The 24,700-nt window shown below is 28.7% G+C and carries 24 protein-coding genes; 5 read left to right on the forward strand and 19 right to left on the reverse strand.

Annotated features, from left to right (window positions below; all coding sequences use genetic code 11):
- Positions 1-2 precede the first annotated feature (2 nt).
- The 3 genes from BN854_RS06070 to BN854_RS06080 all read left to right on the forward strand — a co-directional run bounded on the left by BN854_RS06070 (position 3) and on the right by BN854_RS06080 (position 3,362).
- Positions 3-1,163, forward strand: coding sequence for a thiolase family protein (locus BN854_RS06070; protein WP_030003663.1), 1,161 nt, complete (start codon positions 3-5; stop codon positions 1,161-1,163).
- Positions 1,153-2,394: a hydroxymethylglutaryl-CoA reductase, degradative gene (locus BN854_RS06075; RefSeq protein ID WP_030003664.1), complete on the forward strand. Its 1,242-nt coding sequence runs from the start codon at positions 1,153-1,155 to the stop codon at positions 2,392-2,394. Before BN854_RS06070 ends, BN854_RS06075 begins: the two co-directional genes overlap by 11 nt.
- 86 nt (positions 2,395-2,480) lie before the next feature.
- The gene (locus BN854_RS06080; protein WP_030003665.1) at positions 2,481-3,362 is read left to right on the forward strand and encodes a hypothetical protein; all 882 of its coding nucleotides are present in this window, start codon (positions 2,481-2,483) and stop codon (positions 3,360-3,362) included.
- A gap of 35 nt (positions 3,363-3,397) precedes the next feature.
- On the opposite strand, the gene BN854_RS06085 is transcribed toward BN854_RS06080, so the two are convergent.
- The 6 genes from BN854_RS06085 to BN854_RS06110 form a co-directional block, all read right to left on the reverse strand.
- Entirely contained in the window at positions 3,398-4,588 is a 1,191-nt protein-coding gene (locus BN854_RS06085) for an MFS transporter (RefSeq protein WP_030003666.1), read from the reverse strand.
- A 121-nt stretch (positions 4,589-4,709) separates the two neighbouring features.
- Complete coding sequence (locus BN854_RS06090) at positions 4,710-5,018, reverse strand: hypothetical protein (RefSeq protein ID WP_030003667.1); 309 nt, start codon at positions 5,016-5,018, stop codon at positions 4,710-4,712.
- Between the two features lie 13 nt (positions 5,019-5,031).
- Positions 5,032-5,514 (reverse strand): hypothetical protein, encoded by a 483-nt coding sequence (locus tag BN854_RS06095; RefSeq protein ID WP_030003668.1) that lies wholly within the window; start codon positions 5,512-5,514, stop codon positions 5,032-5,034.
- Positions 5,515-5,525: 11 nt separating this feature from the next.
- On the reverse strand, positions 5,526-6,512 hold the full coding sequence (locus BN854_RS06100; RefSeq protein ID WP_030003669.1) for a chorismate synthase: 987 nt from the start codon (positions 6,510-6,512) through the stop codon (positions 5,526-5,528).
- Positions 6,505-7,290 carry a shikimate dehydrogenase family protein gene (locus BN854_RS06105; protein ID WP_030003670.1) on the reverse strand — a complete coding sequence of 262 codons (786 nt, stop codon included), beginning with the start codon at positions 7,288-7,290 and terminating at the stop codon, positions 6,505-6,507. The genes BN854_RS06100 and BN854_RS06105 overlap by 8 nt, the downstream gene beginning before the upstream one ends.
- Positions 7,287-7,544, reverse strand: a complete 258-nt coding sequence (locus BN854_RS06110) for a chorismate mutase (RefSeq protein ID WP_030003671.1) — start codon at positions 7,542-7,544, stop codon at positions 7,287-7,289. Before BN854_RS06110 ends, BN854_RS06105 begins: the two co-directional genes overlap by 4 nt.
- A gap of 151 nt (positions 7,545-7,695) precedes the next feature.
- Between BN854_RS06110 and BN854_RS06115 the strand changes: the two genes are divergently transcribed.
- Entirely contained in the window at positions 7,696-9,195 is a 1,500-nt protein-coding gene (locus BN854_RS06115; protein WP_026653792.1) for a transposase, read from the forward strand.
- Positions 9,196-9,357: 162 nt separating this feature from the next.
- On the opposite strand, the gene BN854_RS06120 is transcribed toward BN854_RS06115, so the two are convergent.
- The 13 genes from BN854_RS06120 to BN854_RS06180 form a co-directional block, all read right to left on the reverse strand.
- Positions 9,358-10,350 carry a hypothetical protein gene (locus BN854_RS06120; protein ID WP_030003672.1) on the reverse strand — a complete coding sequence of 331 codons (993 nt, stop codon included), beginning with the start codon at positions 10,348-10,350 and terminating at the stop codon, positions 9,358-9,360.
- Positions 10,334-10,684 carry a PadR family transcriptional regulator gene (locus BN854_RS06125; RefSeq protein WP_030003673.1) on the reverse strand — a complete coding sequence of 117 codons (351 nt, stop codon included), beginning with the start codon at positions 10,682-10,684 and terminating at the stop codon, positions 10,334-10,336. Before BN854_RS06125 ends, BN854_RS06120 begins: the two co-directional genes overlap by 17 nt.
- A gap of 115 nt (positions 10,685-10,799) precedes the next feature.
- Positions 10,800-12,707 (reverse strand): DUF5011/hyalin repeat domain-containing protein, encoded by a 1,908-nt coding sequence (locus BN854_RS06130; RefSeq protein WP_030003674.1) that lies wholly within the window; start codon positions 12,705-12,707, stop codon positions 10,800-10,802.
- Between the two features lie 110 nt (positions 12,708-12,817).
- Positions 12,818-13,765, reverse strand: coding sequence for a hypothetical protein (locus BN854_RS06135; protein WP_030003675.1), 948 nt, complete (start codon positions 13,763-13,765; stop codon positions 12,818-12,820).
- 151 nt (positions 13,766-13,916) lie between these two features.
- On the reverse strand, positions 13,917-15,161 hold the full coding sequence (aroA, locus tag BN854_RS06140; protein ID WP_030003676.1) for a 3-phosphoshikimate 1-carboxyvinyltransferase: 1,245 nt from the start codon (positions 15,159-15,161) through the stop codon (positions 13,917-13,919).
- Complete coding sequence (gene aroB, locus BN854_RS06145) at positions 15,158-16,168, reverse strand: 3-dehydroquinate synthase (RefSeq protein ID WP_030003677.1); 1,011 nt, start codon at positions 16,166-16,168, stop codon at positions 15,158-15,160. Before aroB ends, aroA begins: the two co-directional genes overlap by 4 nt.
- Positions 16,155-16,976 carry a prephenate dehydrogenase gene (locus BN854_RS06150; protein WP_030003678.1) on the reverse strand — a complete coding sequence of 274 codons (822 nt, stop codon included), beginning with the start codon at positions 16,974-16,976 and terminating at the stop codon, positions 16,155-16,157. Before BN854_RS06150 ends, aroB begins: the two co-directional genes overlap by 14 nt.
- 1 nt (position 16,977) lies before the next feature.
- The gene (aroF, locus tag BN854_RS06155) at positions 16,978-17,997 is read right to left on the reverse strand and encodes a 3-deoxy-7-phosphoheptulonate synthase (RefSeq protein ID WP_030003679.1); all 1,020 of its coding nucleotides are present in this window, start codon (positions 17,995-17,997) and stop codon (positions 16,978-16,980) included.
- Between the two features lie 240 nt (positions 17,998-18,237).
- Positions 18,238-19,086: a DegV family protein gene (locus tag BN854_RS06160; protein WP_030003680.1), complete on the reverse strand. Its 849-nt coding sequence runs from the start codon at positions 19,084-19,086 to the stop codon at positions 18,238-18,240.
- Between the two features lie 13 nt (positions 19,087-19,099).
- Positions 19,100-19,594, reverse strand: a complete 495-nt coding sequence (mscL, locus tag BN854_RS06165) for a large-conductance mechanosensitive channel protein MscL (protein ID WP_030003681.1) — start codon at positions 19,592-19,594, stop codon at positions 19,100-19,102.
- Between the two features lie 17 nt (positions 19,595-19,611).
- Positions 19,612-20,226, reverse strand: coding sequence for an HAD family hydrolase (locus BN854_RS06170; RefSeq protein WP_030003682.1), 615 nt, complete (start codon positions 20,224-20,226; stop codon positions 19,612-19,614).
- Positions 20,227-20,266: 40 nt separating this feature from the next.
- The gene (locus BN854_RS06175) at positions 20,267-20,707 is read right to left on the reverse strand and encodes a 23S rRNA (pseudouridine(1915)-N(3))-methyltransferase RlmH (RefSeq protein WP_030003683.1); all 441 of its coding nucleotides are present in this window, start codon (positions 20,705-20,707) and stop codon (positions 20,267-20,269) included.
- A complete protein-coding gene (locus BN854_RS06180; protein ID WP_030003684.1) occupies positions 20,704-21,477 on the reverse strand; it encodes an MBL fold metallo-hydrolase in 774 nt (257 codons plus the stop codon). The genes BN854_RS06175 and BN854_RS06180 overlap by 4 nt, the downstream gene beginning before the upstream one ends.
- A 200-nt stretch (positions 21,478-21,677) precedes the next feature.
- On the opposite strand from BN854_RS06180, the gene BN854_RS06185 reads away from it, so the two are divergent.
- Positions 21,678-24,671, forward strand: coding sequence for a hypothetical protein (locus BN854_RS06185; protein WP_030003685.1), 2,994 nt, complete (start codon positions 21,678-21,680; stop codon positions 24,669-24,671).
- Positions 24,672-24,700 lie beyond the last annotated feature (29 nt).

Consider the following 24,700-nt stretch of genomic DNA (forward strand, 5'->3'; position numbering starts at 1 on the left):
ATTTGAAAAATGAAATTGTTGTTGTAAGTGCTAAACGTAGCGCTACAGGTAAATTCAAAGGAATTTATAAAGATTTATCTGCAGTTAAGTTAGGCACTGCTGTATTAAAAGATGCTCTTGATGCCATTAGTTTAAATCCTAATGATGTTGAATATGTTATTATGGGAAATGTTTTACAAGCTGGATTAGGCCAAAATCCTACAAGACAAGTTGCTATTTATGCAGGGATTCCTTTTAGTGTACCTGCCTTTACAGTAAATGAAGTTTGTGGTTCAGGGCTAAAATCTATTCACTTGGGGATGCAACAAATTCTTTTGGGTGAAGCAAAAATAGTTGCTGTTGGTGGATTTGAAAATATGACTTTATCTCCTATTTTAAATGATAGATTTACTAGCCACTCAAATGATTCTATTTATAAAGATGGTCTTACAGATGCCTTTAGTAATATGGTGATGGGTGATACAGTAGAATCACTTATTAAAGAATTTAATATTTCTAGAGAAAAACAAGACTTATTTGCACTAGATAGCCAAAAAAGGGCTCATTTTGCAACTGTTAATCATTACTTTGAAAAAGAAATAACACCTATAAAAGTTAAAGATTTACTACATACAAAAGATGAGCCTATTAGACCTGATACAAATATAGATGCCTTAAGTCATTTAAAAACTATTTTTGATGAACATGGGACAATTACTGCAGGTAATGCTTCTTCTATTAATGATGGGGCTTCTTGCCTGATTTTAATGGAGAAAAAAGAAGCTTTAAAAAGAAACATTCCTATTCTTGCGACTATAAAAAGTTTTACTGAAGTTGGTATTGAACCTGAAAGAATGGGTCTTGCTCCTATTTATTCAATTAACAATATTTTAAATAAAGAAAAGCTTACTTTAGATCAAATTGATTTATTTGAAATCAATGAATCATTTGCTGGGCAAGTATTATCCGTTTTAAGTAAACTTCCTATTCCGTTAGAAAAACTTAATGTGAATGGTGGAGCGATTGCATTAGGTCATCCACTAGGTTCTTCTGGTTCTAGAATTGTTGTTAGTTTAATCCACGAACTGAATAGACAAAATAAAAAACTTGGTCTTGCTTCATTATGTGTAGGTGGAGGTATTGGTATGAGTTTATTAATTGAAGGTAATGTAAATGAAAAATAATTTTGATAAATTTTATTTTAAAACTAAAGAAGAACGTATCGATATTTTAAAAAGTCTCAATCTATATGATACCTCTTTAGATGTTTCATTAAATGAACATACCGCTAGTCATATGATTGAAAACTATTTAACTAATTTTGAGATTCCTATGGGACTTGCTCCAAATTTTTTAATTAACGGAAAAGAATATGTCATTCCAATGGTAACTGAGGAAGCTTCTGTTGTGGCTGCTGCCTCAAAAGCTGCCAAAATTATTAAAGAAAATGGCGGTTTTAATTCTTTTGTTATTAGTAGACTAATGACTGGTGAAATCATTTTTCATCAAGTAAAAAACGCAAAACAATTAATGTCACTAATTAAATCCGTTGAAAATACTTTATTCAAGGTGGCTCAAAAAGCTCATCCTAAAATAAAAGAAATTGGTGGAGGTTTAGTTTCTCTTCATACTAAACAAATAGAAGATTTTGTTATTTTATATGTCATTGTTAATACCAAAGATGCTATGGGTGCTAATACTATTAATACTATTTTAGAAGCCCTATCTAGTTATCTTGAAACAATTACAAAAGAAAAAATTTTAATGAGTATTTTATCTAATCATTCTACGGAATGCTTAGTAGAATCATATTGTGAGATAAATCCTAAAACTTTAAAGTTTCCAGAAGAAATCGGAATGAAATTGACTGATGCTAGTAGAATTGCTCATTTAGATATCTACCGTGCCGCTACTCATAATAAAGGTGTTTTAAATGGAATAGATGCTGTCGTTCTTTCGACTGGAAATGATACAAGAGCAATCAGCGCAGCTATTCATTCATATGCAGCTTCAAATGGTAGTTACCAATCACTTACTAAATGGTCTGTTAATGCAAATGGTTTTATTGTAGGTTCTATTAGAATTCCTATGCCAATAGGAACAGTTGGTGGTGCGATTAATGTCTATCCACTAGCTGCTTTATCTAAAAAGATTCTTAATTATAAAACTTCTGAAGAACTTATGATGATTATTGCTTCTGTTGGTTTGGCTCAAAACTTTGCTGCTATTTACGCTCTAACAACAGATGGGATTCAAAAAGGACATATGAGTCTTCATGCTAGAAGTATTGCCATCCAAACAGATGCTACTTCTACTGAATTACCTGAACTCATCAAAGAGTTAAAAATAAGCAAGGATTTTTCATTAGATAATGCAAAAAATATATTAAACATTATTAGAAAAAAAGACAATTAACTTTGTCTTTTTTTATACTTTCCCTTGTATTATTCTTAATTTAACTTATAATGAAAGTATACAAAATCCATTTAGGGGGAAATCAAATGAAAAAGAAAATAATGTTTTTGTTTTTATCATGTATTTTAGGAGTTATTCTTGTTGGATGTCAAGGTTCATCAAAAGGTGATTTAAAAGAAGTTGATTTATCTGGACATGATGCTATAAAATATACTTTCTATAATTATTCAGGAAACGAAATAGAAACTGTTACATATAGCTCTGATAAAGCTTTAGAACATAAAAATGCTACTGAAAATTATAGTGGTAAAAATATTAAAATTGCTTCTAATGAAGAAAATTATTCACCTAGTCCTAACCGATCATTATCAAATATTACTAAAATTGAACTTGATGAGTCTAAAAACTTAGTTAAAGTCTATCAAAATCATTATCTAGGTGTTGCAAATGTATCTTATGAAAATAAAGTGAATGTCTCAAATTATTTTACTAATTATGAATCACTATTAAATTCCATCTATTCTAGCAATACTAATTATGCTAATAATTCTTATTTCTTTATTTCAGAAACTAATAGTTATTATAAAGGATATCGCTCTGTTTATATGAATGGGTCTTATGTCTGGGTAGATGCTGTAAGTAATACTTATAATCCAGATGGTTATACAACAACAAGTAAATCAAACTTGCCAAATGCTTCTACCTATCCTAATCGTTTTTATCAATTACCAAGTAATAGTCAAACAACCTATAAAAGAGGGTTCTACCAATATGCAAGTAATTCAAGATCTTTAACCTTCTCAGAAAATATAACTAATTTATATGCTTATTTATACAATAGCAATTCAACTAATCCACGTTATTACTTCACTGTTTCATATGATTATACATGGAAGGAAATTGGTAGTACTACTAGAACTATTAATTATGCCTACTACACAGTAGAAACAGGCAAGATGAATAAATAAAAAAGTCTCTAGCAATAAAATGCTAGAAACTTTTTTTATACTGATTCAACTTTATTATCATATCTTCTTCTAATACTTAACAATAAGAATACTACTAATATACCTGGAAAAACACTTCCTATTAGCATGCCTGTTTTTATACCACTTTTAGCCGCAATCAAACCAATTAAAGCAGGTCCCACAGAACATCCAATATCACCTAAGAAAGCTAGGAAAGCAAACATTCTTCCACCACCATTTTTAATTAAGTCAGATGATCTTCTAATTGCCCCTGGCCATAGTGTTCCCATACCAATTCCGCATAATCCACAAGCAATAATACCTACTATAGGATTCGTTGTTAGTCCGATTAAAAGGAATGCTACTAAGCTAAAAATGCCACCTATAACCATTAGAATACTTAGTTTGAACTTATGTCCAAAATAGATATAAACAATTCTTGTAAGTCCCATCATAACTGCATAAAACATAGGTCCAACTAAATCGCTCATTGTCTTAGAGATGCCCAATCCTTTTTCCGCAATAGTAGAAGCCCATTGACTCATGCCTTGTTCTGCTGCACCTGTTAAAAACATAATAATTAAAAAAATCCAAAATAGTTTTTGACTAAAGAGTTCTTTCATAGTGGCTTGTTTCACTTCTTCTTCATTTGTCTTATTCATTGGGACAAAGTAGAAATATATTCCATTTAATATGGGTACTAAAGCCCATAATATGGCAAGTATTTGCCAATTATTGATACCAAAGATTAAAAAGAATAATGTTGATATTAAGACAACTGCTACTTGTCCAAAACTATAAAATGCATATAGTTTAATCATTTCTTTATCTTTATTTTCAGTTTCACATGACTCGACAATTGGGCTTAAAACAACTTCTAATAACCCACCGCCAATAGCATAAATTAAGACAGCTACTGCCATACCAAAAAATGGATCCATAACACCTGGTAATATAGCTAATAAAATAAAACCAGTTGCTGCTAAGAAATTAGCAACCATCACTGGTTTTCTAAAACCAACCTTATCTATAACATACGCAGCTACTAAATCAGTTGCTAGTTGTGTTAGAAAATTAATTAAAATAAGATATGAAATCTTTTCTAAACTAATATCATATGTTTGATTAAAATAGATAAATAGTAAGGGAATAAAGTTAATATTAATTGATTGAACGATATATCCAGTATGTGATGCTCTTAATGTGTGTTTAAAACTTTTTAACATAATTTTACCTCTTGCATATTTTTGCCTACAAGAAAGTATTATATACTATTTTAATATTAAAACAAGGTTTAATACCTATTATTAAAAAGAAAGAAGCTCTTATAAAATAAGAGCCTCTATTTTAGTTAAAAATATCATTTTCGTCTGGAAACTCATCAATTCCTAGAAAAGATAAAACATCTGAAAGTGAATTAAAATTACCTTTAAGATTGCCTTCTTTATCTTTTAATTGATAAACGATTGTATTGTTATAACGTCCGTAACTTGGCATAATTGAATATAGATAATATACGGTGTTTCCAACACGTATTTTTTTTATTGGAGTATTGTTCTTCTTGTTTCTACTGATAAAAGAAACCAAAGTTATTACTAAAACAATTAAAAACACCACACCAAAAATAGAAAATATTGTCATACCACTTTCGTCCATAGTTTTCTCCTAACTAATTAAATAATTTTCTAGAAACTGCAACTAAACATATAAATGCATAGATGATATTAAATTGAATGAATATCATCAATAGTAATATATATAGTATGGTTGTAATAATTAGATGACCTTTTTGATTCTTATTAATTAAAATATATAATATTAAATAAACAATTAATTGTATAAATGAATATAGTATTTGATAAAGATTAGGCTGACTAATATTCATTTTGTTATTAATGAGTAAAAGTAATTCATCAATGATATTTATTTTAAAATTTACAACCTTATCACTTAATGTTATTAAGTATCTATTGGGGTGAGTTAAATACCAGTTAACTTCATTTGCTTTGACTATTACTTCTTTTAAACCATTATTTTGAAGCCCATTATTGATAACTTCTAACAAATTAAGGGTAATTGTTAAAAATAATATGATCATTATATATATCAGTATTATTTTAGCTATCCATCCAAAAAAATTTTTCTTTTCCATTTTCTTCCTGTCTATAAGTATGCCTTATGGATTAAGTATAAATCTGCAAGGCAGATTGCTACTGCATTTTCTAATACAATTCCAACTCTTCTTACAATTGCGATATCATGTCTACCACCTACTGTAAATTCTGTAGTTGCTTTTTCTTCTGTATTAAAACTATTTTGTGTTTTTTGAATACTTGATGTCGGCTTAACAAAAACTTTTATTACTAAATCATTTCCATTTGTAATACCACCACTAATACCACCACTATGATTTGTTTTAGTTTTTCCAGTTTCATCTAAGATAACGTCATTAAACTCACTACCTAACATTTCAACACCTTCAAAGCCTGTTCCAAAAGAAACACCTTTTACTGCTGGTATAGAAAATAGCATTTTACCTATTTCACTTTCTACTTTTGAAAACATAGGTTCTCCAATTCCAATTGGTAGTCCTTTAACTCTAACTTCAATAATACCACCAACAGAATCTTTATTTTTAGCTATTTCTAGTAAGTATTCATCTATTTTAGTCATATCTTTTAAAGAGCCTATTTGAATGAGTTCATGGCTGTAGTGAAAAGGTGTAACCATTTTAGCAAAACTACCAGCAACCACTATGGGGGCAGTTAATCTACCTGAAAATCTTCCGCCACCTCTATAATCTTGGAATCCTTTATACTTTATGCTAGCAACATAATCAGCATGACCGGGTCTTGGTTGTTTCACTAAATGAGTATAATCTCCTGATTTAGTGTTTTCATTTTTAATCATTGCATGAACAGGTGATCCTGTTGTGTAATCATTAAAAATACCTGAGGTAAAAATAACTTCATCTTTTTCTTTACGTGGGGTTGTTCCTATAGCTTTTGGTTTTCTTTTTTCTAAGTCTTCATAAACTAAATCATAGTTCACTTTTATCCCTGAAGGTAATCCATCAATCACTATGCCAATAGCATCTTGATGAGATTCACCATAAAGAGTAATTTTAAATAAATTACCAAAACTATTCATTAATTGAAGCCTTCAACTTTTCTAAGTATTCTTCTTTAAATACAATGTTTTTATTTTGCCAATATGATTGTTCGCTATAAAATGCTTGTACAAATAACATTAGTGTCCCGCCGTAAGCTCTTTTAGCATAAGACATAATTTGGGTTACTTCAGGATTATAGATTACATCATAAACTATTTTACCTGATACTAGACTTTGATCTAATACTGAATGTGTTAAATCTGGATACATTCCAACTGGTGTTGTGTTTACATAGATATCGACTAAGTCTTTATTTAATTCTTCGTATGTAATAACTTGTTTAAACATTGGATCTACTACTTCATTTTTTAATTTCACAACTGTAACATTTGCCTTTAAATCAAGTAATGCTACATAAGCTGATTTAGCTGCGCCACCTGAACCTAAAATATATACATTTTTATTTTCGATTGCTTCTTTAGATGATTCAACCATTGTTTTAAATCCGTAATAATCTGTATTATCTCCATGTAATAAACCATCTTTATAATAAACAGTATTAATAGAGCCTATTCTCTTAGCATTATCTGAAATAACATCTAAGTATTGCATCACTTCCATTTTATATGGCATAGTGATGTTATAGCCATGATATTCTCCCGTTTTTAATTTTTCAATCACTTCTTTTAATTGATCTTTTTCTATGTCAATTAATCCATAATCTAAATCCAAGTTATAAATTTCACCAATTGTTTTATGGATTTGTGGTGAATAACTGTGTGATAGGTGTCTACCTACTAATGCAAATTTTTTCATTTTTGAATCTCCTTTGATAATTCCATTATATATTTAATAAACTTTTCGTAATAACTCCATAATTCTTCGTTATTAAAATTAAGTTTCTTTTTTTCTATTAATTGATCTTCTCTTTTTTGGTCTAATATAGGAAGATTATTTTCTTTTTTATAGATACCCACTTCTTTAGAAACTTCCATTCTTTTAATAAAAAGTTCTTTCATTTCTTGATCAATCTTATCTATTTCTAAACGTAGTTCTTCAATTGTTTTCATCTTGTCACCTCGTTATATATATTCTACCATAAATAACGCTTTTATGTCCCATTAACTAATAATAAGGGACTGTAACGAAATAAAAGTAACAGTCTATAAAACAAAAAAGCCGCTCTAGAATCCTAGGGCGGTTTTTTGGTATAATTATAGTATGCAAACACAACAAAATATACAACATAATTTTAACCCAAAACAGTTAAAATTACCACTACAATTAGACATAAAAATTCCTTTTGATAGTGAAGTTCGTACATTTGATGAAGTATTTAGAAAATTGGAGATAAAAAAATACTTAAATAGCTCAAAAGATCCAAGAGGTCGTATGGGTTATAATCCGGTTCAAATGTTAAAACTGATCATGTTTTGTCAAATGGAAAAGATTCAATCTTTAAGAGATATGGCAAAAGCTGCTAAAAATGATATTAGAATCATGTGGCTTACAGATGAATTAATGCCAAGTCATCAAACAATAAAAACCTTTATGGATAAATACTTAGTTAAAGGAATAGATGAAATCTTTTATGAACTAAGTAAGTACTTAATAAAAAAAGAATCTATTGATACAGATAAATTATATATAGATGGTACTAAAATAGAATCGGTGGCTAATAAATATAGTTTTACATGGCGTGGTTCTATTGAAAAGTTTAGAGATAAGTTATATAAAAAAATAACCAAACAGATAGAATCCTTAAATAAAAGATATGAAGACTCAGATATCTTCTTTCCAATACATGAAACATATAACACTGATAATTTAAATAGCATCAAAGACTTTCTACTTAATGAGATAGATAGGGAATTAATAGAGTTTAAATATGGTAAAGGTCAAAGAAAAACTACTTTACAAAGAGATTATGAACATATCTTAGAATATTTAGCTAAACTTGTAGAGTATGAAAGACATTTAAAGATTATGGGTAATGATAGAAACTCATATGCTAAAACAGATATAGACGCGACTTTTATGCATATGAAAGAAGATCATATGCGTAATAGTCAATTAAAACCAGGGTATAATATACAAATTGGTGTATCAAATGAATATATCCTACATCTAGATATCTATAAAGAACGTAGTGATTATAAAACTTTGATTCCTTTTTTAGAAGGATTTAAGAAAAGTTATGACTTCTATCCAAAATATCCAGTAGCGGATGCTGGATATGGTGGATTAACGAATTATCGTTATTTAAAACTAAACGATATGGAGCTTTATCAAAAATATGCAATGTATGCTAAAGATACGCATGACAAAAAAAGAATGAAAGATCCATATTTTCCATTTAACCTTACTAAATCAGGTAATGATTATTTAACACCTAATGGAGATACTTTAAAGTATCTGTATAGAAATAATCGAGGTAATGATGTATATGAATTACCAAATGGTAAGCGTAAAGAGATTAATGATGAAAATCTTACATACCAAAAAGAGGTTATTAAAAATCTTACATCACCATTAGGAATTGAATTAAGAGTTCAAAGGTCAATTCAAGTTGAGGGTGCCTTTGGAGTGATTAAAGAAGCATTTAAAGTAAGAAGATTTAGACGAAGATTAACTCATAATGTTAAAATGGAGTTTTATTTAACAGCGATTGGGTATAATTTGAGAAAATATCATAATAAAAAGTATAGAATAACAGAATAGATATCTACAATAAACTTAAGATTTTAATAGAATCTTCTTTTTTGACGCCTAAAAGTAGATGTTTTTTGATTTTATCCACATAGTTCACGGTAGATATAAGAAAAAAAGAACTGTTAAGTTCTTGAAGTAGTGAATTACTTCATTTCTTTACAGTCCCTTTAATTATTTATATTTAGCTACTTTATACCATTTAAAAGCGACTGATAATGATACAAGGATTGCAATAATAACAGAGAATGTAATTAAAGTGATTCTGATAGCCAATTCTACTGAATTAATTGTTGTATCAGAATGTAGTGCAAATTGTTTAATAAATTCTGGGTTGATAATTTGTGGTTGTAAGATAAATGCCAAAAGTGCTACAGTAGCAAACATCTTGTAAACTGTATCAAGGATTGCGATTTTAATACTTAAAACGCCATCTTTAATTTCAAAATATGTCAATGTTATATTCAAGGCTAGACTTACAAAAAATACTGGTATATAAATCAAAGCAATCGATCTATTTATAACAGGATAGATAACTTGTGTAGTTCCTTCTGTTACAGCATATCCTATTTTATCTGTATAGAATAAAACTAGTGTTACACCAATAATACCAATAATCATTGTAAAGCCTATATGCCATAAACTTTTCTTACGTGAGATAAGCATTTTTTCAGATGAAGGTCTTTGCGGTAAATCTTTAATTTTCCATCTGTTCTTATTTTTTTTATCCACTTTATCTGTAATAGCAAAAGCTAAGGTAACTAACGTAAATGCGATTATAAAGCCTAAAATTATGGAACCAAAACTAATACCTATTGTTTTAAGTATCTTTAAATAAATGACTTCATTAGATACATTGAGTAAATAGAGTAAACAAGCTAAAGCTGCAGAAAAAACTCCAGCAACGATCATTGAAAACTTTAAGTATAATAAATATTCATTGTAATAAAGGGGTGATATTAAATAGTCAGGTTTTTCTTTATATTCTAATGCTAAAACATCTGGTCTACCTAATTCTAAAAGAGTTTTTTCAATATTTGCTTCGCTATAGTCTCCTAATAGCATATCTTCTATCGTAACGTATAGTTCTTCTTCTATGTCTAATCTCATATCTTTAGGTAAATTTTTAACGACTGCATAAATATAATCATCAATTATTTTTTCCATGATGTACCTCTCTTTTTAAAGCTATATTGATCTCATTAGTTATCTTATCCCATTCATCAACTAATTTATCATATATTTTATAGCCAAGTTTTGATAGTTCATAATATTTTCTTGGTCTAGCTTCTGTCTTATCCCAATTACTTTCAAGTAGTCCTTGTTTTTCTAATCTTCTCAGTAGTGGATATAATGTACTTGGTTCTATTTTTATGCTTTGTTCTTCTAATTCTTGTAAAAGAGAATATGCATATTGTTTTTTGCTTAATTGACTTAAAACAATAAGAACTTGGGTTCCTTTTCTAAGTTCAATGATTAAATTACTTATAATGTCTTCCATTTTCCACCCTACCTTCTTAAATAAACTTATCTATATGTATCAATCATTATACATCGTTTCTTATAAAACACAAAATCCACAGCACGCTGTGGTTTTATGTTTTATGAATAGTTTATTATTCTACTACTGTAATTTCTAATATCTTTTCCAATGTATACCCTTTTTCATCTGCTACCGTTATCTTGTACTCGTATGTTCCAACTTTATCCCATTCAACTTTACTACCGTCTTGAGTTATTACTAAATCCCCTACTTCTGATATATTGTCAGTTGCTTCAATAGTAATTGTTGGTTTTGTATCATTTAGTTTATGTTCATATTTGTATTTTTTAGTAGTTTTATCTTCTGAGAGTTTTACCTCATCTACTAGTATCTGTGTAATTTTAGGTGCTTCATCCTTAACTATTATAGTGTATTCTCTTTCAGCAACATTTCCATTTTGATCGGTTGCTTTTACACTAAATTTATATGTTCCAAGTGCTGTTTTACCATTAAATATTACATATTCAAGTGTTTGTGATTCTTGTTCTACACCATTAATTTTTTCTGGTGTAAATATAATGTTTGACTCAATAGTTGGATTTTTATCTGCATTATCTTCTATTTTAAGTTTTATTTCAAAAACTGTATTTTTATCAATTATATAATCTCTAGTTTCCGCAGTGCGTTGATCATACTCTTTTTCATTTTTTCTATCAACATAGAAAACTGAAATACTAGGTTCTACATCATCAACTGCGACAGTTATTTTAACTCGTTTAATTTGAGTATTTCCTGCTAAATCTTTAACTGAATAAACAACATCATATACGCCTGCAGTATTCCAATCAACTGTACCAGAATCTAAACTACCAACAAGATCAGTACCAGATGCGGCATCTTTTCCAGAAACTACAACTTTTGGTTCACCTGATTCTATGTAATGTGTATATTCAGTTCCTTCTACTTCTTTTCCATCAATATTAACATTAATACTTGGCAGTACTTTATTAGTAGATATTGCAATTACTTTATAAACTGCATTCATACTATTTAGAGTATATACTTTATCGTAAGTATCTAAATCTGTAGGAGTACTTGGCATTTGTACATTTGTTTTAATTTTTAATGAAAGATTAGCTACTTCGTTTGCTAATGCTTCAATTTTAACATTTGATACTAATTCAAGACTATTAAATGTTTCGTCTTTGTTATCAAGTTTAATATTTATATCTTGAACAGATGAAATTAAGTTTATGATTGATTCAGGAATAAACCCTAGGTTCTTTAAAAATTCTGTATTAAATACAGGTGCAGATTTGCTAATTTCCATTAAATCATTTTCTAATTTAATATTGAAGTTTGAATCTTTAATTGCTTCTTGTTTTAATAAATTTTGAGTAGCAAATGTGATTCCCATAGGAGCTAATGTTTTAATTGCTTTAAATGTATCTTTACTAAAATCAATTTGAGCATACTCTTTACTATTATTTAAACCAGTCATAATTACATCGACTAATGGTTTAGCTTCAGGTGGTATAAATCCCCCTGCAAACATCATTAATGAACTTAATTGCATATCAGGCTCTGTTGAACCTTCGCTACCAAGTCCAACATGTGTATTTACATATGATTTTGAATCTTTAATATAGATATCAATGCCCCCAATAAGTTTAAATCCGAACGAAGACTCATTACCAGCAAATACCATATTCATGATATCACTAGATATGTTTATTCTTGCATGTAATTCTGCACTTTCATAAGTAGCCATATTGTATGTTGCTTCAACTGATAATTTCAAGTTTGGAATAATCATTCCCATTCCATTTTGAACTGGTGTAGCAACCTTTGGTATAGCTAAATCAAAATTTACTTTAGTTGTTTCCCCAAATATTGTTGTGTAATCAGCATTAGAAATATATTTATAACTTACTTCTGCTGGTTCTGGCACCACAACTTCTTCTTCCTCTTTTTTATCGTTACATGCAACTAATAAAACTGAAAATAACAATAAAAGTACTGTACTAAAAAATTTTTTCATATAAATTCCCTTCTTGTCTGTTTGAAACAGACTTAATCTAAAAATAATTATACTGTATACTATACACTATGTCAACTTTTTTTAGTAATTGTATTTGACAATAGCCGTATTTATTTGTCTTTTTTGTTCTTTTCTATAAAATCTATATATCTTTGTGCATTTTTATTTGGTTCGTTTTTCTTGTTTATATTCTCAATAACTTCTACCATTTTGCCTTTTACTCTTGCGGGTATTCCATACATTAAAATTTCATATGTTTCATCTACTTCAACTTTTAGCGGATTCCAATTTGAGTCTATTGTTATTCTTAATTCAATTGATTCAAATTTAGGAATAGTTTTTGCCCCCGCTGTTGAGGCTACTTCTCTAGCATAGCTATCAACTGATGTTTTAGGATCAAGAACAACTTTATATGTATATGAATTACTATCTGATTTTAATTTTGTTACTTTAGTATTTTTTGAATTCATTTTATATTTAGATAATCCCACAGGCAATAAGCCATAATCATTAAAATATTTAGTTGTTTCAATATTATTTATATCGCCCCAAGAAACTTCGTTATTCTCGCTACTTATTTTTCCAATTGACATATAAATAGATGGAGTCTTTAAGTTTTGTATATATCTTTCTTGAGCAGTTTTCACTGATATAATACTGTCAGAAGATCCAACTGATACAGAATTTGTATATAAGGAATTATTAAACTTTACCCTTGTAGATGTCAGCGTTTGAGTTGTCCCCATCGCTTTAACAGTTCCAGTTGTTTTTGCTTCAAAATAGGTTGCATCTGCCAATACACCTGCTGCTATTTTTACATTATCCCATGGAGTATAATTATTAGGACTCCCAGCACTTGGTTTTCTTTTTGTCTCAATCAACGTTTGGTTTATATCAATTTTTCCAAATGATTCTGTCCTAAAAAATCTAAGTGCAAAAAGCATTATAATTACGCTTAATAGAACTATAACCGCTATTTTTCTTCTATCAACTTTAATTGATTCATTATAAAACATACTGTTAGTAGAATTAATTATCTCATTTTCTTGTAGTTCCATTTGCATCCACATCCTATTTTAAAAATCGTATTTACATATTACTTATTATACTGTATGGCATACTACTTGTCAATTAAATCCCCCGCTTATTTTAAAATTAGGACCACTATAAATGCTTATACAAAAACAAAAAGGCAAAACTGCCTTTTAATTATATTTTTATATCTCCACCCAGTTTTTCAAACTCTTCAAAAAAGGTTGGATATGATTTATTGACTACTTCAGGATTTAATAATGTAATTGGAGCATTTGCTCTAATACTTGCAATCGCAAGAGCCATAGCAATCCTATGATCTCCATAAGTTTCTAATGTAACATTTCCTTTAAATTCTTTTACACCATTAACAATAAGCCCATTTTCTTCTAAAGTAAGATCTGCTCCTAGTTTTTTTAGTTCATTATACATAGCAGTTAGTCTATCTGATTCTTTTATTTTTAATCTTTGACAATTAATAAAATGAGTTGTTCCTTCTGATAAAGCAGCTAAGACAAACAAAATAGGTCCTAGATCAGGTATTTGGCTTAAATCTATAGTCATACCATGAGTTTGTGCTTTTTGAACAATGATATCATTTTTTTCAAAAGTAATCTTTCCACCCATTTTTTGAATAATTGAAATAATTTCTTTATCGCCTTGTAAACTATCTTTATTAAGACCTTGTAATCTAATTTCATTTTCAATAGTTCCAGCCACTAAGAAAAAGGCTGCTTGTGAAAAATCACCTTCAACATATGCATCATGAGCTTGATATTTTTGATTGCCTGGAATAATATATTTATTTTTGACTTCTTCTATTTTTATTCCAAATTCTTTTAAAACTTTTAAAGTTAAATCTACATAACCTCTTGACTCTAAGTCAGTTGTTAATTCAATCACTGATTCACCATGAAGTAGAGGTAATACATATAGTAGGCCTGTTAAAAATTGGCTACTTACATTACCAGGCATTCTATAAGCACCTGGGTTAAGCGGACCTTTAACCAATAGGGGTAAGTTCTTAGTTTCTAGCTTTTTAAAAGTATAATTTTTAGGAATAAACATTTTTTCAAATACGTCTAGTGGTCTTTCTGGTAGTTTAGCCCGTCCTATAAATGTTACTTCTTTTTCTTGTAACATCGCAATAGGAATCATAAATCTAATGGTTGAGCCTGACTCATATGCATCAATAGTCGAATTCATAAGTTTAGGAAATGTTCCTCTAACTAAATCATTAGAAAAAGTAACACCTAAGGCTTCAAGTGCCTTTTTAGTAGCAGTCAAGTCATCAGAGTCTAAGACGTTTTCTATTTTACTCATACCTTCTGATAATCCAGCTGCAATGATATATCTATGTGAAAGGGATTTAGAAGATACAATTTTTATTGTTCCACTTAAGGGACTCGGTTTAATAATCATATGTCAGTACTCCTAACTGGCTTTATAATAGGTTTTTCTATGTCTTCTATGAAGATAAAGTGCAGTTTATCTGCAATATTTTTCTTATCTAAGGCAATTAAATCTAGATAGTCTTTTTTATCTAATAAAGGTTCATTGATTAATTTATAGTAAAGAAACATTTCTTTAACTTCATCATATAAATAGTTTGGTGTAATGCCTAACTGTATTCCTAATTCTAATGCTATTAACATACCATAACTAATTGCTTGTCCGTGCTTATATTTTTCATAGTGATGTCTTTTTTCTATAGCATGCCCAAAAGTATGCCCAAAATTCAAATACATTCTTTCTTTTTGATCAAAAGGATCTATTTTAACTACATTTACTTTCACATTTATTGCTTGTGCAATTTCTTTTTTGGTAATTGGTTTTTTATTTTTTAAGTGCAGATATAGTTCTTTATTCCCAATAAGACCACATTTGATCATTTCTGCGATACCATTAGCGTATTCTAGTGGTTCTAAAGTTTCTAAAACATTAGGGTCTATTAAAACATATTTAGGGTTATAAAAAGCACCAATTAAATTTTTACCTCTAGAAGTATCAATCCCTGTTTTTCCTCCAACACTACTATCTACTTGTGCTAATAAAGTTGTTGGTACTTGGATATAAGGCAATCCTCTGTATATACTAGAGGCAATAAATCCTGCTAGGTCACCGACAACTCCTCCTCCTAAAGCGATAATAAGATGGTTTCTTTTAATTCCTAAATCAATCAGGTGATTAATTGTTTCTTCATACACTAAAATGGATTTAGACTTTTCTCCTGGTTTAATTTTTATCCAATAAACTTCAAATTCTTTTAATATCTGATTGACTTTTTCTTGGTATAACTCATGCACAGTTTCATCTGTAATAATAAAAAGTTTATTATACTTATAAATAGTTTTTATTTTTTCATTCAACTGATTTAAAAGTCCTTGTTCTATTTCAATATCATATGTTGGTAAACTAATTGTTATCAAAAGTTTCCCTCTTTTCTCTAGAAGCTTTTAATTTATTAATTAAGGCTTCTTTTTTATTTTCAGCAACTAATTGTTTCATGACTTGTAGTTCATCAATTAGTTTGTCCATCTCAGTAATGAGCTTTTCTTTATTTTCTAAAAATAGTTCTGTCCACATAACTTCATTTATTTTAGCAATTCTAGTTAAATCTCTATATGAGTCTCCAGTGGCATCTTTTGTATGTTTATGGGTATCACTATTGACAAGACTTACTGCTAAAATATGTGTTAGTTGACTCGTAAAGGCAATTAACTCATCATGTTCTTTAGCAGTCATTAGTGTGATTCTTCCGAAGTTTAAAGTATCTGCTAGTTTTTTTATGATTGTTATATCGTTATCTTTTGTCAGTTTAGTAGGGATGATTAAGAAATTAGCCTGATTAAATATCTTTTCATCGCTATATGTGTAACCAGATTTTTCTTTACCTGCCATAGGATGATGAGAAATATAGGAAACAGTACTTGGCAATTCTTCTTCAAGTCTTCTTATCATCCATTCTTTGGTACCACTTAGATCAGTAATAATTTGGTGATTAAGTAAGTGTTTATACTCTATGATAAATTCTATGTTATCTTTAGGATATAAAGCTAAAATAACTAAATCACACTCTTTTATTAGTTCTAGATTATTACTTTTAATGATTCCATCTTTCATAGCCATGTCAGTAACTTCTTTATTACTATCATAACCAAAAACAGTCATTTTTTTAGAAAGACCTTTAGCATAGGAAGCTCCCATTAAACCTAAGCCTATAATAAAAACTTTCATTTTATAAAACCTTTTTTTCTAAAGCAGTACCCAATACTTCAAGTTTTCTCATCATATGTTCATATTTTTCTGGTTTTAGTGATTGTGCTCCATCACTTAAAGCTTCTTCTGGTTTATGATGTACTTCAACAATCATTCCATCAGATCCAACTGCAAGACTTGCCAAAGTTAAATCTTCTATTAAACTCCATTTTCCAGCAGCATGTGATGGGTCTACTATGACAGGTAAGTGTGAAAGTTCTTTAATCGCTAAAACTGAACTAATATCTAATGTATTTCTCGTGTATTTTTCAAAAGTTCTAATACCTCTTTCACACATAATCACATTGTCATTACCACCTGCCATAATATATTCAGCACTCATTAACCATTCTTCTATGGTTGCGGAAGCGCCTCTTTTTAGAAGAATAGGCGTTTTTGTTTTACCAACTGCTTTTAAAAGATCAAAATTTTGCATATTTCTAGCACCAATTTGTATGATATCTGTGTATTTAACAAAATCATCTAGGTATTCTTTACTCATAAGTTCTGTAACAATTGCCATACCTAGCTCATCAGCTACTTTTCTCATAAGTTTTAATCCTTCAATTCCTAATCCTTGGAAAGCATATGGTGAAGTTCTAGGTTTAAATACACCACCACGTAAAATACGTGTGCCACTTTTTTTAACTTCAGTAGCAATAATTCTTAATTGTTCTTCTGACTCAACTGAACAAGGTCCGGCCATAGTAACAAAATTACCATCACCTATTTTAAGACCATTTTTAAGTGTAATAATCGTGTTTTCTTTTTTAAAGTTTCTGCTTGCCTTTTTATAAGGTGTAGAAATCTTAGTTACTTCTAAAACACCATCAAAAGCTTTTAATGAATCTGCACTGATAGTTTTTGTATCACCTATAATTCCAAATACAAAAATATCTTTACTACTTACATCTTTTACTTCTAGCCCTTTATTTTCAATAAACTGTTTGACCTTATTTACTTGTTCTGGGGTTGTTTCTCTGCTCATTTGTACAATCATTGTTTTTCTCCTTGTTATAAAACAAAAAATCCCTGGAATAGTCCAGGGATAAGTGTGTTTTTTATCTTATTGGTTACCATTCCTTATTATCTATAGCTCAAAAAGGAATGCTTAGCATGCCTTATTTTTTGAAGTAATAAAAGTAATAAGAAAATTGTAAATTTAACATGTTTAGTAACCTTCTTCTTTCATGTTTGTTATAATCCTATCATATATTTATAAAAAATACAAACATTTTTATTATTTTTTAATAATATATCCTAAACCAACTGCTTTTGGTCCAGTATGTGCTCCAACTACAGGAGTTAAATAAGAGGTAAATATTTCTCTATTTGGGTATTTTTCTTTAATTTTTTTAATAGTATACTCAACTGCAGGATCGTTATGACCATGAGAAATATGTGTGATAACATCTTTGCCTTCAGTTTTTTCAAAGTAAAGTTCAATCACTCGGTCTAATGCTTTATGGAATGTTCTAATTTTTTCTAATGATTCTACTTTTCCATCTTTTGTAATTTGTAAAATCGGTTTTATCTTAAGTAAGGTTCCTAAGGTTCCTGATGTTTTACTTAATCTACCATTTTTAACTAAATACAATAAAGTGTCAACTGCAAAAAACACTTGATTATTATCTCTTATATATTCTAGTTCTTTAATTACATTTTCAAGTGATTCATTATTTTTAAACATTTCATAAGCTTTTAAGGTCATATAGGCTTGTGCATAAGCAACTGTTTTTGAATCAAAAACTGTTACATTAAGTTTCACTTCTTCGCTTGCCTTTTTTAAAGCAGCATTTAGTCCTGAAAGTCCTGTTGATATTGTAACAATAAAAGCATCTGTATATCCATTTTTCTCTAATTTTTCAAATATTTCAATCATCTTACCATATGAAATATAAGCTGTTTTAGGAAATGATTCTTTATCTGTTTCTAGTCTATTATAAAATGTTTTAGCATCTATTTCAGTAAAGTCTTGGTATGATTCATCACCAAACTGAACAACTGATCTTAAAATCTCAATATCTTTTGGATATTCAAGATAATCTAATCCAGCATTACTACAAACAAGTACCGCAGTTTTTGACATAAGTATCTCCTAATTATTTTTTATTTTCTTTTTGTAATAAATCTCTTATTTCTGTTAATAATTTGATATCTTCTGGAATGACTACTTCTTTTGGTTCTTCTACTTTTTCAAGCGCTTCTTTTTCTTTTGCAAGTTTTTCTTCAAATTGTTTTCTTCTGATAATAAGTGTTAGAACGGCATAAATAGAAAATGCGATAATTAAAAATTCTATAATCATTTGAATTAAATTACCATAATTAATAGAATTAGTCACTTTAACTGTACCATCTGCTAAGACTTCACTTCTTAACACCCATTTTAATTCCTTGAATTCAACATTTCCTAATAATAAAGCAATCGGTGGCATAATGACATCATTTACAAGTGATGTAATAATTTTACCAAATGCCCCACCAATAACAACCCCAACTGCTAAGTCTACAACATTTCCTCTAGTAATGAAATCTTTAAATCCTTTTGTAAAGCCCTTTGCTTTATCTTTACTTGAAATACCATTTTTTTTACTCATAACAATTACCTCTTCTTTTATTTTATTAATTCTTTATAATTATCAATTGTTTCATATCCACTAAATCTTGATTTTGCTTGATGTCCTTTAGTATATAAAATGACATTACATCCCATAGAAAGAGCGACTTGTGCATCATGCAGTGTATCACCAATCATTATCTTATCTTCTTTTTCTAAGTTATTTTTCTTTATGTAATCTTGCCCAACTTGTACTTTTGATGCTGCATATACATCTGTAATCCCTAATATATCATCAAACAAATGATCAATTTTATAATGTTTCATTTGTTCTAATAAATTATCTAGCTGAGAAGCTGATAAAACAACATTTGTATAACCTTTTTCTTTAAAATACTTTACTGTTTCTATTAAGTTTTCATGAATCTTTAAACTGAGACTTGCCTCTTGATATTTTTCTATAAATTCAAGTGCTAAAGTTTCAAAACTAACTTCATTAAAATCAAATCCTGCAAGTTCATAATATTCTTTAATTGGAAAAGTAAAAATATCTAAATATCTTTCTTTAGTCACTTCTTTTTTACCATGTTTTACTAACATCTCATTTAATATTTGATGACATAAATCTAAGTCATCTAAAATTGTTCCATTAAAATCCCAAAATACTATCATCTTTTCACTTAATATCTAACTTTAGAGATATTGCCTTTCCTTATTTATGATATGGATGATTTTTTAAAATCATCTGTGATCTATATATTTGTTCAACTAGAACCAAGCGCATTAACTGATGGGGTAAAGTCATTTTTGAAAATGAAATTGAATCATTAAATCTTTCAATTACCTTTTTATCAATGCCATATGATCCACCTATTACAAAACAAATATCTGGAGATTGGTAAGTCATTATTTTATCTATCTTATGAGCAAATTCAACACTATCGTATTGTGAACCTTTAATCATAAGTCCAATAACATAATCGTTTGGGTTTATATGAGATAAAATACGTTCTCCTTCTTTTTCCATATCAACTTCTGATTTTCCATCAGCTACTTCTACTATAACAAAATTCTTTAGTTGTTTCGAGTAATTTGATATGAGAGTTGTGAGTTCTTTTTCTTTAATTTTTCCAACACTAATAACTTTTATCATATGAATATTACATCTAAACTTTCTTGTGAACTAAAGTAAACTTCTACTTTACTTGTTGTATCAAAAGTTGAAACAATAGCTTCTTCGATATCTTGTATCGTATTGCAATCTTCTGATATATGAGCAATCACCCAAACAGCTTTTTTATCATTCTCAATAACTTTATTCATTAGAATAGCAGCATCCAAATTAGATAAGTGCCCCTTTTCATTTAAAATTCTTTGTTTTAAATAATAAGGTCTTTTAGAATTCATTAATAAAGAAGGATTATGATTCGCCTCAACAATGTACATTTGAGCATCTTTTAATAATTCATAGTAACTTTCATGAACATATCCTGTATCAGTTAATAAAACTAATTTTTTAAATTCTTTTTTAAAGATAAACCCCACAGGCTCATTTGCATCATGAGACAACATAACAGGATAAATGCTTACTCCATTATAGTTAAATTCTTTATCTGCCTTAATGATTTCAAATTCTGGTAATAACTCAGTAAGCTCGCTTCCTAATCCTTTTAAAGTACCTTCAGTTAAAAAAACCTTCTTAATAGTCTTTAGTTTCAATAGTCCTTTAAGACCGATAATATGATCAGAATGTTCATGCGTTAAAAAAAGTGTCTCTACTTTTTCTATTGATTCAGAGTAGTCATCCATCTTTTTTTTAACCTTACTGATACTAATACCCGCATCAATAAAAAAAGATTCGTCGCCCACTTTAATTAAGGTCATGTTGCCTTTAGATCCACTTGCTAAAACTCTTATTTCCATTTATTCTCACCTTGCCTTATTTTACCATATATTGCCCAATATTTTTTATTATAATACGATTGTTAAAAAAATTTAATTATACTGTATAATATTATTAGACGTTCTTTAGGCTATATTGCGAAATATCTTGCAATAAAGGCTAAAAAATGCTATATTATACTTACTGTATAAAAACCATTTTTAAGGAGTGAACAGATAAAATGAGTCAAACAAAAACACTAAAGAAGTTCGCATTATTATTAGTTTCGGTATTAAGTATATTTATACTTGCTGCATGTTCAACGGGGAATAAAACACCTTATGGGGATATTAGCAACGACACAACTTACATTGAAATTAACGGTAAGTCTGTAAGTCAAAAAGAATTATATGATGCATTACGTTATAACGCTAATGATCATTTATTAAAATTCTTTGATGAAAAGACTTTTGAATCTGAACTATCTAACATTGATTTTACCAAAGATGCTGATCGTATTGAAGTAGAAAAAACTATCAATTCAGTTATTTTCGGACAAACAGATATTGCTACTATTGCAAAATTATCTGAAGTTTCACGTGCTAGATCAATTATCAAATATGTAGACAACCTAGTATTAACTGACCCATCATTAATTGCTGAAAAAGATGCATTAATTACTGAAATATCTAATGTTGTATCTACTGCAGTTAACAGCTTTGATAGTGAAAATGATAACAAAGATTTTAAATTTAATTATTCTGATAAATTATTAAATCGCTACAAATTAGCTTATGCTCAAAAGCTTTTTGCTAAAGCTCAACTAACAAAACTTCAAGAAACTGAAAAAGGTAAATCAAAACCTGATGCAAACTATATTACTGATGAAGCAATGGTTGCAAAATATAATAGTGATTATAAAGGTAAATTTAACACAGTTTCTGCTTTAATCGTTAAATTTGACAATGAAAAAGAAGCTGAGATTGCAAGATACAATCGTGGTCTTAAATCTAACTCTGACGGTTCATGGTTTAAATTACCTAACATCTCAGATGCTGCTACTTTAAATGACATATTAGCTAATACAAGCACTGAAGTAAGCAAAGATTCAAAAGCTTATGCTAAATCTATTCTAGAAAATAAAGAACACATTACTATTACAAATGAAATGAAAACTAATGGTATTAATCCTGCATCTTCAGAATATGCTACTTTCTATAGTAAATATACAATTAATATAGAAAGAGATACTGCACTTTCTAATGAAGAAGTTCTATCAGTATTCGTTGAAATTTATAATGAATTAAATACTTATTCTAATATCACTACAAATGTAGAAGAATTAACAAAACAATTTACTTATAAATACGATGATACATTATTTACTGCTAACACTCAATTAAGAACTGCTGTTGCTAACTTAAAAGATTCTGCAAAAGACGCTGAAGAAGGCGTAACAGTTGTTAAACCTTATTCTAAATCAGTTTCTTTATATGGTAGCAATCGTTACTTAGTATACTTCTTAGGAATTGATGAAGATAAAGATATTGTAATAAAAGATGCTAATGATGAAGATAAAGAAGTATTTGCTGATACTGATAAAGCAAAAGAATATAAAGAGAAAATATATAAAGAATTATTTGATGCTAAGTTAACTGATACTTATATTAAAGAAGAAATGGAAAAATTATATAAAGATGCTAAAATCGAAATATATGATCCAATGATTAGAACCTTATTTAATTTCAGTAATTCATTAAATGCTAAAGGTGGATTTAAAGATAATAACACTTTAGCTACTTTAACAATCAAACGTGATGATAAAGATATCACAACTACTGTTACTGTAAAAGATTTATATGATGCATTAGAAAAAGTTTATGGATTATCAACTTCTTCAGATATTCTTTTAACTAGAATCTTATCTGAAAAATATTCTATCACTGATGCTAAACGTAAAGAACTAGAAACAAGTTTCAAAGCTACTTTAGATAACTTCGCTTCTGATGGATTAGCAAGTTCTGGATATCCAAAATCAATGGGTCAAGATGCTTTCCTAACTGTTGCATTTAATGCATCATCTAATAAAGAAGCATTTGAAAAACAATATGTTATGGGTAACCTAAGAACTCAATTTAAAGAAGATATTGATTCAATCTATGCAAATGCTGGTGTTTATGCTAAATTTGCTGATGTTACTAAACTTGCTTATGAAAACAATAAAGGTCTTAACGCAAGTCACTTATTAGTATATGTTGATTTTAACAATGATGGTTCACCAGATGATCCTGCTACTCTTTCAGATGAAGTTAAAGCTAAGTTAGCTGTTTCAAATGATAAAGGTGAGGATCAAGTCACTCAATTAATTGAATTATTAAAAGAAGTTGCAGAAACTAATTATTCTAATCTTACTGCTGGTCTACAAGGAGTTGCTACTTTATATAACGATAGTACTAGATATGAATTATTATCTGGCAAACTAGATTATGCAATTGCTAACAAATTCATTGAGTTTAGAAAATTAGGCTTAAAAGTTAAATATGAATCATTAAACGCAATTACAAACGAAACTAACTTCCCTACATCTGAAAGTCAATTAGATTCTACTTTCTATGATTATGTAATCAATGATTTATTAAATAGTGAAGTTGATAAAAATGCTTTACCTCAATTAGATACTACTAAACGTTCTAAAGAAGATTCTATTAATTTAGGTCTAGAAACAGCATTCGGATGGCATACATTAGTAACTACTGGTACTTTTGAAGCTAAATCAGCTAAAGAAGAATCAGACTCTGATTCTTATGTATCATCTATTAAGAATCCAACTAATCCTGATGCTTACTTAACATCAAAAAATCCTAATGAAACATTATCATATGAACAAATTGCAATCTATATTAAAGAATCTGCATTACCTACTGGTGTAGAAAGCTTATCAAGTTCAGTTAAAGAAGCTATCACTGCTTACTTTGAACCTGTATACAGTAAGTTCACTGGAACTAATATGTCAACCTTTATTACATTAAAAGTATTATTTGGTGATAAAGAAATTAAATTAGCAAATGCTGATTTAAATGCTAGATTACAAACATTATTAGAAGTTAATAGAAACCAATTCTTCGCTTATTCAATATTTGATGCGTCAAGAACTAATTCAGTATATACAACTGCTAAAACTGGTAATACACAATTTGAAGCTATTTATGGTACTTGGTTTACAATTTTCAACTAATATAATTGAATAAAGTAATTAACCCTCAT

Origin of the sequence: Alteracholeplasma palmae J233 (assembly GCF_000968055.1) — a bacterium.
Classification (GTDB): domain Bacteria; phylum Bacillota_I; class Bacilli_A; order Acholeplasmatales; family Acholeplasmataceae; genus Alteracholeplasma; species Alteracholeplasma palmae.